This is a genomic window from Seonamhaeicola sp. ABD4_175 (assembly GCF_056160885.1).
The window spans coordinates 1,206,304-1,219,043 of record NZ_JBSWYC010000001.1; the positions used below are offsets into that span (position 1 = coordinate 1,206,304).

4 protein-coding genes and 1 tRNA gene are annotated in these 12,740 nt (G+C 30.7%); 4 read left to right on the forward strand and 1 reads right to left on the reverse strand.

What is annotated here, in order from left to right; translation table 11 throughout:
• Positions 1-84: 84 nt before the first annotated feature.
• From ACXAG4_RS04855 to ACXAG4_RS04870, 4 genes are all read left to right on the forward strand, one after another.
• Entirely contained in the window at positions 85-933 is an 849-nt protein-coding gene (locus ACXAG4_RS04855) for a class I SAM-dependent methyltransferase (RefSeq protein ID WP_475294945.1), read from the forward strand.
• 259 nt (positions 934-1,192) lie between these two features.
• Positions 1,193-7,771, forward strand: coding sequence for an amino acid adenylation domain-containing protein (locus ACXAG4_RS04860; protein WP_475294946.1), 6,579 nt, complete (start codon positions 1,193-1,195; stop codon positions 7,769-7,771).
• Positions 7,772-7,809: 38 nt separating this feature from the next.
• Positions 7,810-11,805, forward strand: a complete 3,996-nt coding sequence (locus ACXAG4_RS04865; RefSeq protein ID WP_475294947.1) for a non-ribosomal peptide synthetase — start codon at positions 7,810-7,812, stop codon at positions 11,803-11,805.
• Positions 11,786-12,556 (forward strand): 4'-phosphopantetheinyl transferase family protein, encoded by a 771-nt coding sequence (locus ACXAG4_RS04870; protein WP_475294948.1) that lies wholly within the window; start codon positions 11,786-11,788, stop codon positions 12,554-12,556. Before ACXAG4_RS04865 ends, ACXAG4_RS04870 begins: the two co-directional genes overlap by 20 nt.
• A 33-nt stretch (positions 12,557-12,589) precedes the next feature.
• Here the strand turns inward: ACXAG4_RS04870 and ACXAG4_RS04875 are convergent.
• Positions 12,590-12,663 (reverse strand) — tRNA-Ala (locus ACXAG4_RS04875).
• Positions 12,664-12,740: the final 77 nt, after the last annotated feature.

Below are 12,740 nucleotides of genomic sequence, written 5' to 3' on the forward strand. Positions count from 1 at the left end.
TTTACACATAATCATAAATAGTTTATAAATGAATAATCTTCGCTTTTATTTGTTATAGTAAATTTTAAATAGATTCATTTTTAAATGAAAACAAAAGTAAGACAAGCTTTAATTGAATTTCTTTCAAGAACTTTAGGTGTTTTATTAATTAAAGCTCAACCTGCCAAAGCTAATAAGTTAGCTAAAAGCGGAATGACTCTGGTACTTAAAGGAAAACTCAGTTTTAATGAACGCCTTATGCGAAGAGCTCTTTTAAATAAATTAGAAAAAAAACAGGATTATGAATCTTTAGCACAGCTTCATCAAAACTATTGGGAAAAAAAAGGGAACGAATTTTTTGACTCTAATAATGATTCTTTCTATAATAGCTTTTTACCTGATTGTTCGTTTGTTTTTGATATTTTAAAGAATGAATTAGAAAAAAGCACTACTAATTTTAATACAATAGTTGAAATTGGAACAGGAAATGGAAAAGTTTTGGAATACTTAAGCAATAAATTTCATGAAATAAACAAACTTATAGGTATAGACCTTAGCCCTATTCAAACAAATGAAAATTTATTAAAGTACAAAAACAATAAAAAGCTAACATTTTTAGCTTCAGATGGTTTGGAATGGATTAAAAAAAATGGGCATTCTCATACCATTTTTGTCACCTCTAGAGGCGTTTTAGAATATTTTACTGAAGAGAGATTAAAGACCTTATTAAAAGAAGTAAAAAGTTTAGAAAATGTGATATTTGTAGCTATTGAACCTAATGATGCAGAACATGATTTTAACAAAAACCCCAACTCTAAACCCTATGGTAGTGAGCGCTCATTTTCTCATAATTATAAGAAACTTTTTAAAGAAAACGGGTTTATTTTTTGGCATCAATCCTATAAATACTTTGGTGAATCTATTAAACAGCAATTCATAATTGCTAAAGGTTAAAAATTTTTTGATAAACCTCTTTTTATAATCTCATTAATATCCTTTATTAATACTATTCTTTTATAACTAAAAACAGCTTATTTGTTTCAATTCATCGATTTTTAGTGTAATATAAGGTGCTAATTTTAATATTAATGCCCAACATTTTAATATTGTGTTAGTATTTAATTAAGTATTGATTTTATAGCCCCTCAGATAATCAATACTATTAGAAGACATTTTTTTTAATCTAATTGTCTTTGTAAATAACTTAACCGTAATGAAACCTACTAATAAAATACAAGGTGAAAAACTTGTATACTCTCAAAAAACACTACAAGAATTAATTGTTAAGCAAACAATTGAAACACCAAATAACAAAGCTGTTGTATTTAATGGTAAATATTTTTCATACCAAGAGTTAGATGCTATTTCAAATCAATTTGCAAATTATTTAACTCAAGTTCATAAAATTAAACCTAATGATTTTGTTGGTTTAATGATAGAACGTAGTGAATGGATTATATTTTGCATGTTGGGTATTTTTAAAGCAGGTGCTTCTTACGTGCCCATAGATGTAGATTATCCAGAATCTAGAAAACAATATATTCAAAAAGACAGTAATTGTAAGCTCACTATAAATATTTCAATTATAAATGATTTTGTATCAAAACTAGATGCCTTCAGTAAAAAATTAATTGTTAATAATGAAACAAAAAATAGTCATCCAGCTTATGTAATATATACATCAGGAACCACAGGAAAACCCAAGGGTGTTGTTATTAAACATAAATCTGTAGTTAATTTAATAACATCTCAAACCAAATATTTTAACATTACCAACAAAGAGCATATTTTATTATTCTCTAACTATTGTTTTGATGCCTCTATTGAACAAATATTCTTAGCATTATTAAACGGAGCTACCCTCTTTATTGTAGATAAAGAAACTTTAAATCATCATAAATTAGATGAATTTTTATATACCAATAAAATTACTCATTTGCATGCTACCCCAAGCTATCTTGAAACGTTACCAGATCTTTCTAAAATAAAATCTTTAAAACGAATTATTGCTGGAGGTGAAGTATGCCCATTAAAATTAGCCGAAAAACTTGGGGAATTTTGTGACTTTTATAATGAATATGGACCCACAGAAACAACGGTAACATCTACAATACATAAATACAACTCCAATAACTCAAATGGAAAAACACTTTCTATTGGATTTCCATTGGCTAACACAAACAGTTACATTGTTTCAGAAAACTTAGAGCTTGCTGCTCCTGGAGAAGTTGGAGAATTATGCCTTTCTGGAGACTGTTTAGCTATTGGTTACTTAAATAAACCTGAATTAACAAAAGAAAAGTTTCTTGATAACCCATTTGAGCCTGGCAAAAAAATGTATCTCACGGGAGACCATGTAAAAGAAAACAAAGATGGAACCCTAGAATACATTGGTAGAAAAGATGATCAAGTCAAAATAAGAGGGTATCGTATTGAATTAGGAGAAATTGAAACTTCTCTAAACTCTTTACCTTCTGTAAAAAAAGCAATTGTTATTATTAGTAAAGCAATAAACAATGAAGAAAAAATAGTTGCTTACATTCAGTTTTTTAATAAGCGTAATACCATACAAGATTGTAAAAGTCAATTAACAGAATCATTACCAGAGTATATGATTCCTTCTATTTTTATTGTGGTTAGTGAATTTCCAATGAATTCTAATGGAAAAGTAGACAAAAAGAACCTTCCTCCTATAGTAAATAAAAGACTTGATTCTGCTCCAATTCTTATAAAACCAAGAAACAATACCGAAAAGGATATAGCCAAAATATGGAGTGAACAACTAGGAAATATAGAAATAGGAATTGATGATAATTTCTTTGAAATGGGAGGCACTTCACTTTTAACACAAAAAGTTTCTGCTTTAATAAAAGAAAGATTAAGTATAGAAGTTCCTGTAACAAAAATATATCAGTACCCTACTATTTCTGGCTTATCAGATTTTTTAAATCTCAAAAATGATTTCAATAAGAAAAGAAAAAAACCAAAAAGAAAAAGCACAGGTGGAGATGTTGCCATAATATCTATGGCTTGTAGATTTCCAGGAGCATCTACTTTAGATGAATTATGGGAAATTTTACAAAACGGAAAAGATACAATTACATTCTTCTCGCCTGAAGAACTTGACACATCCATTCCAGAGTCATTACGTAATGATCCAATGTACGTAGCAGCAAGAGGTATTGTGCCTTCTGCTAAAAGTTTTGATTCCAGCTTCTTTGGAATTAACCCTAAGCTAGCCGAAGCTATGGATCCTCAACAAAGGCTATTTTTAGAAATAGCTTGGGAAGCTTTAGAAACTTCAGGCCATTTACCAAAACATTATGATGGTAGTATAGGCGTATATGCAGGCACAGGTAACAATACTTATTATATAAACAATGTTATTCCTAATACTGATTTAATAAATGCTATTGGAAAATTTCAATCATTTACTGTTAATGACAAAGATTACATTGCAACACGTACAGCTTATCATCTTAATCTTAAAGGGCCTGCGGTAAGTGTTCATTCTGCTTGCTCTACATCTTTATTAGCAATTGCAGAGGCAGTTAAAGCAATTAGAAGCGGACAATGTGATGTTGCTTTAGCAGGAGGCTCTAGCGTAACAGCACCAATGAACAGTGGCCACTTATACCAAGAAGGCTCTATGTTAAGTGCTAATGGGCAATGTCGCTCTTTTGATGCAGAAGGAAAAGGCACCTTGTTTAGTGATGGCGCTGGTGTAATTTTGTTAAAAGATTTAGACCAGGCAATAAAAGACAAAGACTCCATTTACGGTGTCATTAAAGGTATTGGAGTTAATAACGATGGCTCTAACAAAGGAAGCTTTACAGCCCCAAGCGTTGAAGGTGAAGCTGGTGCTATTATGAGTGCCTTAGAAGATGCAAAAATACCACCATCAACTATTAGTTATATAGAAGCACATGGAACCGCTACTCCTTTAGGAGATCCTATAGAAATTGAAGGTTTGCGTTTAGCGTTTGGAGAGCAGCCCAATAAAGGGTATTGTGCTATTGGTTCTATTAAAAGTAATATGGGGCATCTTACAGCTGCAGCTGGTGTTGCCGGTGTTATAAAAACTATGTTGTCATTAAAAAACAAGCAAATTCCTGCCTCTTTAGGGTATAAAAACCCAAATCCATCAATAGATTTTAAAAATAGTCCGTTTTATGTAAATTCAAAACTAAGTGAATGGAAAACCAATAGTTTAAGACGTGCGGGAATAAGTTCTTTTGGTGTTGGTGGCACCAATGTGCATGTAGTTGTAGAAGAATATAAGTCTAACAAAACAACATCAGAAGAAAGTAAAAGGCCTCTTCAACTGTTAACTTGGTCGGCCAAATCAGAAAATAGCCTTGAGGCTTATAAATTAGACTTAGGAACATATATAAAATCAAAAACAAATTCAAAACTAGCAGATATAGCATACACGCTTTCTACTACTAAAGAAACATTTAATAGAAGAAGTTTTGCTTTACTATCTAATTCTAAAAAAGATGTAAATACATTATTAAGCCAAACTTCGTCTAATAAAACATCACATTTAAAGGTAGTGCCTAGTAATTTAGCATTTTTGTTTCCAGGCCAAGGGGCACAATATTTACAAATGGGGAAAGCACTTTATGACAACGAAATAGTTTTTAAAAATGCTTTTAATAAATGTGCTAACATTTTACAAGATGAATTTGGATACAACATAAAGAGTATTATTTATCCTGAAACAAATTCCTCTAAAACAGAAAATACCTTAAAAGACACACAATACACACAACCCGCCTTATTTGTTGTTGAATATGCTCTAGCCCAATTATGGATGAGTTGGGGTATTAAACCAACCGTACTTTGCGGCCATAGCATAGGAGAATTTGTAGCAGCACATTTGGCTGATATATTTACACTAAAAGATGCCTTAACATTAGTTGCAGTTAGAGGTAAGTTGGTAAGTGAACTCCCAGAAGGCAGTATGCTTTCTGTTAGAATGTCTTATAAAAATTTAAAAGAAATACTTCCAAATAACTTATCCGTAGCAGCAGTAAATTCAGATGTGTTATCTGTAGTTTCAGGTGAAGATGAAGCTATTAATGCTTTTTCAATAATATTAAATAAAAAAACAATAGCTAATAGAAAACTACAAACTAGTCATGCATTCCATTCAGCCATGATGAATCCTGTATTAAAAACTTTTGAAAAAGAAGTAAATAAAAGAACATTAAGCATTCCAAAACTTCCTATTATATCAACAGTTACAGGTTCTTGGCTTAGTGATGCCGAGGCTACTAACCCCACCTATTGGACCAATCATTTAAGAGATACCGTACTATTTTCACAAGCAATGGAAACGGCATATGAACTTGACGATTTGGTATTATTAGAGGTTGGACCAGGAAGGGCGCTTACTACATTATCTAAACAAAAAAAGAACTCTAATAGCAGCATTTCTGTTGCTAGTTTAGTAAAACCAAATGAAGAAGAAAATGCTTATCATACTGTTTTAAATGCTTTAGGTACTCTCTGGTTAAATGGTATTGAACCTAATTGGTCTGCTTTTTATAAAAATGAAAAAAGACTACGAGTAACTTTACCTTCATATGCTTTTGATAAAAAGCCTTGCTGGATAAACCCTCCAGTGCCTGAAACAAATATTCTAAATCAACAAAACAACCTACAACTCTCAAAACAACAAATGAATACAATAGAACAAACTAATAGAAAACAACTAATTCTAGAAAAAATTTCTGAAATAGTGCTTAATACTGCTGGTATAGATTTACAAACTAGTGAGTATGAAGACAGTTTTTTAGAACTTGGATTAGACTCTTTGGTTTTAACCCAAATGGCTATTACCTGTAAAAATGAATTTGCAACACCTATAACATTCCGTCAACTTAATGGAGAATTTGCAACGCCAAGTCTTTTAGCTAATCATTTAGATAAAAATTTACCAGCTGATAAATTTGCACCAAACATAATAACTTCTAACACTCTAACAACCGCTAATATAGAATTACCAGTAACTCCTCCTATTCAAACTAATGGGTTTAGTTCAAATATACCTTCTAATACAAATAATAGTACTGCTATAGATTTAATTGCACAACAACTTCAATTATTAGGGAAACAGCTAGAACTCTTAAGAGGTGGACAACCTACAACAACCCCTCAGGAAAGCGTTGTAATGAATAATATAAAACACGTAGAGAGTAATACACCCCCAAAAGTAGAAAAAGACAAAATAAAAGATTATAAAAAACCCTTTGGTGCTTCTCCTAAAATAGAAAAAACAGCAATACAAATAACAGATAAACAAGAAGCATTTCTAAAAGATTTAACAGTGGCTTACAATAAAAAAACGGCTAAAAGTAAAGCTTATACTCAAAAGCATCGTGGGCATATGTCAGATCCACGTGTAGTTTCAGGTTTTAAGCCATTTACAAAAGAGTTAGTGTACCCGTTAGTTGTTGAAAAATCATCTGGCAACAAACTTTGGGATTTAGATGGAAATGAATTTTTAGATACATTAAACGGATTTGGCTCTTGTTTATTTGGTCACCAACCAGATTTCATAAAAGAAGCTATTCACAATCAAGTTGAACTTGGTTTTGAGGTAGGTCCACAACATCCGTTAGCAGGTGAAGTTTGTGAGCTACTTTGTGAACTAACAAGGCACGAAAGAGCTGCACTTTGCAATACAGGATCTGAAGCTGTTTTAGGCGCCATGCGAATTGCAAGAACTGTAACAGGTAAATCTTTAATTGTAGTTTTTTCTAGTTCTTACCATGGTATTAACGACGAGGTGATAGTAAGAGGTTCTAAAATGAAAAGAACATTTCCAGCTGCTCCTGGTATTATGCAAGGAGCTGTTCAAAATATGTTGGTTTTAGATTATGGCACTGAAGAAAGTTTACAGATTATAAAAGATCGAGCTAATGAAATTGCAGCTGTTTTAGTAGAGCCTATTCAAAGTAGAAGACCAGAATTTCAACCTGTAGAATTCTTAAAAAAGGTAAGAAAAATAACCCAACAAAAAGATATTACCTTAATTTTTGATGAAATTATTACAGGGTTTCGTATGCATCCTCAAGGCATTCAAGGTATGTATGACATTAAGGCTGATGTTGCTACCTACGGGAAGGTAATTGGTGGCGGTATTTCTATTGGAGCTATTTTAGGAAGTAAAAAATATATGGATGCCTTAGATGGTGGCTTTTGGCAATATGGTGATGATTCATTCCCTGAAGTTGGTGTTACTTATTTTGCAGGAACCTTTGTGCGTCATCCATTAGCTTTAGCTTCAACTAAAGCCGCTCTTTTACATTTAAAAGCAAACGAACATAAACTTCAAAATAATTTAGCTCAATTAACAGAGCAATTGGCCTCAGAATTAAACAGTTTTTTTACTGAAAATGGATTGCCTATTCAAATTAATTATTTTGGATCATTATGGCGAACTGCTTTTATTAAGGAAGTTCCATACTCAGAATTGTTATTTGTTTTACTTAGGCTTAAAGGCATACATATTTGGGACGGTTTTCCTTGCTATATGACAGAAGTTTTTAAAAATGAAGACATTTTATTTATAATTAAATGCTTTAAAGAAAGTATAAACGAATTAGTTAATGTAGGAATTTTAAAATCATCAATTTCAACCAAAAAATCTACCAAAAAGTCTGTTAAAGAATTAAATATGCCTCCTGTTAAAGGTGCAAAACTTGGTATTGATGAAAATGGAAATCCAGCATGGTATGTTAAAGGAAATACAGATAAAAATTATAAAAAAATAGAACTCTAATAAAAGGGATTTTTTTTACTAATTAACCATTTTAACTAATGAATGAAACACGCTCTAAAACAACAGTAAAAAAAACTCATAACCCATTTGAAACTCCCGTGGTTGATAAAGTAATTTATACCACAGAATCTCAAATAGAAATTTGGACAGCTTGTGAATTTGGAGGCAACAATGCCAATAGAGCATACAATGAGTCTGTAACATTGGTTTTATTGGGCAAACTAAATGAAATAGAGTTATTAAATGCCCTCCAAAAATTGGTAAACCGTCATGAAGCTTTAAGAGCTGTTTATAGTACAGATAGTAAGTTTATGACTATTTTTAAACAAGTATCTTTAAAAATAGATTATAAAGATTTTTGTAAACATAATGAGTCTCAAAAAGAAGCTTTGTTTTCAAAGTATCTACTTGCAGATGCTAGTCATATATTCAATTTAGTAAGGGGACCACTTTTTAAAGTTGGTTTGATTAAAATTTCAGAAAACGAACATCGTTTAGTACTAACCGCTCATCATATTATTTGTGATGGATGGTCTATTGGAATTATGTTAGAAGAGTTAGGTTCTTTATACTCAGCATTTGTTGAAAATGAAACACCTAATTTACCTAAAGTTGAATCATACACTTCATATGCAATTGAACAACAAGAATTTATAAATAGTGATGCCTATACCAAAACTGAAAGCTATTGGTTAAATGTGTATAAAGATTCTGTCCCTACAGTTTCATTACCTACAGATTTTCCAAGACCAGAAATTAGAACCTTTAAAAGCAACCGTTTAGATTTTACAATAGATGAAGATCTTGTAATAAAGCTGAAAAAAGCAGGATTAAAAGCTGGCGCAAGTTTTGTAGTTACTTTATTAGCTGCATTTGAGGTGTTTTTACACAACCTAACAGGACAAGATGATTTAGTTGTAGGCCTACCAGCCGCAGGACAATCTCAAAGCGGAAAAACACAATTAATAGGACATTGTGTTAATTTATTACCTTTAAGAAGTAAACTTTCTCATGAAAGTTCATTTATTGATTATTTAAAAAACAGAAAAAATTCAATTTTTGATGCCTATGACCATCAACAGTTTAGTTTTGGTCAACTACTTAAAAAACTTCAAATACCTAGAGACCCATCAAGAGTTCCGTTAGTTCCTATTATGTTTAATATAGATATGGGAATGACCAATGCTGTTAAATTTAAAGAATTAACGTATAAATTGGTTAGTAACCCTAGAGAATATGAAGCCTTTGAGTTATTCTTAAATGCCACCGGTACAGAAAATGATTTTACTCTAGAATGGTCTTATAACTCTTCGCTTTTTAAACCAGAAACTATTAAAAAAATGATGACTTCTTTTAAAGAAGTTTTATTAAGTATAATTGAAAACCCAAACAAAAAAATAGGTGAATTCTTAAAAGTTGATGATTCAGAGTACTTAAAACTTAACAATACAAATGTTAATTACCCACAGCAAACTTTACATCAACTTTTAAGTAAACAAGCTTTTGAAACACCAAATAACCAAGCTGTAAAATTTGGAAATAATGCAATAACTTATGAAGATTTAGAGAAACAATCTAATCAATTAGCACATTATTTAATTAATAAAGGTGTTAGTAAAGGTGATTTTGTAGCGGTTTCGTTACCAAAATCAATAGAATTAGTTGTTAGTTTAATTGCTATTATAAAATGTGGTGCAGCATACTTACCATTAGATCCTAAATATCCAAACAACCGTTTAGAGTTTATGTTAGAAGACTCTGAGGCCAAATACTTAATAAAAACCAAAGATCTTTTAAGCACATTGCACTCTAATTCTGAAATTCTGCTTGTAAACACCATTTTTTCTAAATTAAATAATTACCCAAAAACACAGGTAAATATAAAATCAAATATTAATGATAATGTTTATTTGCTCTATACTTCAGGTTCTACAGGAAAACCAAAGGGTGTGCCTATTACGCACAAAAACTTAGTTAACTTTCTATATAGTATGTTAAAAAAACCTGGTATTAAAATATCAGACAAACTTCTTTCAATAACCACCATTTCATTTGATATTGCAGGGTTAGAATTATTTACACCTTTATTAAAAGGAGCAAAATTAGTTTTAGCAGATGAAGAGACTTCAAAAGATAGCCGCTTATTATTAGACTTGCTAAAAGAAGAAAAAATCACTATTCTGCAAGCAACACCAACAACTTGGCAAATGCTTTTTGACGCAGAATGGCATAAACCATTACCGCTAAAAGCTTTATGCGGAGGTGAAGTAATGCCAATGGTTTTGGCAAAAAAAATATTAGAAAATGTTGATGAACTTTGGAATATGTATGGGCCTACAGAAACCACCATCTGGTCATCTGTAAAACAAATCTCAAAAACCGATGAAATTATTACAGTAGGGCTTCCTATAAATAATACACAAGTTTACATTGTTAATAACCAAAATCAATTAGTCGCCCCAGGAAAAACTGGAGAACTCTGTATTGCAGGAGATGGGGTTGCCCATGGTTATTGGAAGCGAGAAGATTTAACAAATGAAAAATTTATAAATAATCCTTTTGAATCAAAATTAGGACCAGTTTTATATAAAACAGGAGATTTAGCTAAACTTCTGCCTTCTGGTGAAATACAGTGCTTAGGACGCATTGATCAGCAGGTTAAAATAAGAGGTCATAGAATAGAGTTAGGAGAAATAGAAGAAGCAATAGACTCTTTAGATGGTGTTCAATCATCAGTAGTTTTACTTCATAATGGTAATTTAGTTGCTTGTTTAATTCCATCAAAATCAATTACTGAAAAACAAGCTGTAGTGGCCAATTTCAAAAATATTCTTAAAAAGCAATTGCCACCTCATATGATTCCTCAACATTTTAATTTTGTTAATGAATTTCCAAAAACACTTAATGGTAAAATAGACCGCAATACTTTATTACAATCTCTAAAAAGCCTCAATTCAATTAAAATTACTAATAACAAGCTTACTAATTCTGAAGAAATTATTACTAAAATTTGGCAAGAGTGCTTAAACATTGAAAAAATAGATATCCATAGTGATTTTTTTGAAATAGGCGGCCATTCATTAATTGCAGTAAAGGTAATGACAATGCTTGAAAAGCAAACAGGCAACAGGTTACCTTTAGCTTCACTTTTAGCACATCCAACTATTTACAAGTTAGCATCTTATATGGATAAAAATTTTATAACTTGGGATTCTCTAGTGCCACTAAAAACAACAGGATCTAAACCCCCTCTATTTATTGTACATGGCGCAAACTATAATGTGTTAATTTACAAAAATTTAGCTAAAAATTTAAGTGAAGACCAACCTGTTTACGGGCTTCAAGCTAAAGGAATTAATGGCAATGAGAAACCTCATGATTCGGTTGAAGCTATGGCTGCACACTATATTTCTGAAATTTTAACCGTTAACCCTAAAGGGCCTTTTAAAATAGCCGGATTTTCATTTGGTGGTATTATTGCATACGAAATGGTAAAACAATTAAAAGCTAAAGGTAAAACTGTTGAAACTCTAGCGTTATTTGATAGTTATGTTTACCCACACTACTATTATAATAAATCATTTAAAAAAGAAGTAGTTAAAAAACTTTATAACATAAGTCAGCTTATATATATGGGCTTTGATATGTTTAGTAGCATTAAAAACTTTAAAAGAAGATATAGTTTACTTAAAACTATGTTTTCAGGAATCATTTTAAGATACAAATATGGAAAAGAAAAACAGTTCCAAATACAATTTAATAGAACTCCAAAAATTGATGAATATCATGAAAAAGCTTACTCAAACTACACAATAATACCAGATAATATTAAAGTAGATTTATTCAGAGCTTCAGAAAATATTTATTTTGCTCATGATTTTAATCTTTTAGGTTGGAAAAAAATAGCCTTAAATGGTATTAAAAAACATAAAGTAGCCGGAAACCATACTGATATGCTTTTGCCACCCGCTGTTAAAGGTTTTGCAAACAAACTTCAACTTGTATTAGATAACTATGAGCAAGAAAACATATAATTATATTACCTGCAAAACTGCCAAAATAAATAATGTAAAACTAAAACACCCCATACATCAATTTAATGGTTTTAAACTTTTTACAATAAACATATCTCATTTTATCAACCTTATTCCTTTTTTAGAAACACTCCTAAATACTGAAGAATTAAATAAAGCAAGCAGGTATCGTTTTCCTAAAGACAGAAACAGATTCATAATATGTAGAGCTCTCTTAAAATATATTTTATGTGAAATTATAAAACTAAATTACAATGAAATTAACTTTTCATACAACAATAATAAAAAACCTTATTTAGCCTCACATCCTAATATTTTTTTTAATATCTCTCACGCAAACAACTGCGCTTTAATTGGTATTACAGATTCTGAAATTGGTGTTGATATAGAGTTTTTAAATAGAACTTTTGTGTTTAATGATATACTATTTAGCGTTTTTAATGATGAAGAAATTTCTATAATAAATAAAAGTAAAGACAAATACTTTTCTTTTTTTGAATTTTGGACTAGAAAAGAAGCCTTTGTAAAATATTTAGGTATTGGCATTAATGATTCAATAAAAAATTTAAGAATAAGTAACGGTACACATAAAATAGACCCAACCTTTTTACCGAATGAGAATAATATTAAAGTAACATCTTTTAAACTAAACGAAAATTATACGGCATCAATAGTTTTAAATGACAGACAAAAGATATCAAACACAATTAACTTGTATGAAATATTACCAAGTTTAATTATGAATAAATAAAAAAGCTTCCTATTTAGGAAGCTTTTTTATTTGTGGAGAAGACGGGATTCGAACCCGTGACCTCTTGACTGCCAGTCAAGCACTCTAGCCAACTGAGCTACATCCCCATTTTTAATTTTCACAAATGTATACATTTTTTGTATAGTTATCTAATGTTATTAAAACAACTGTTCAACAAAAATTA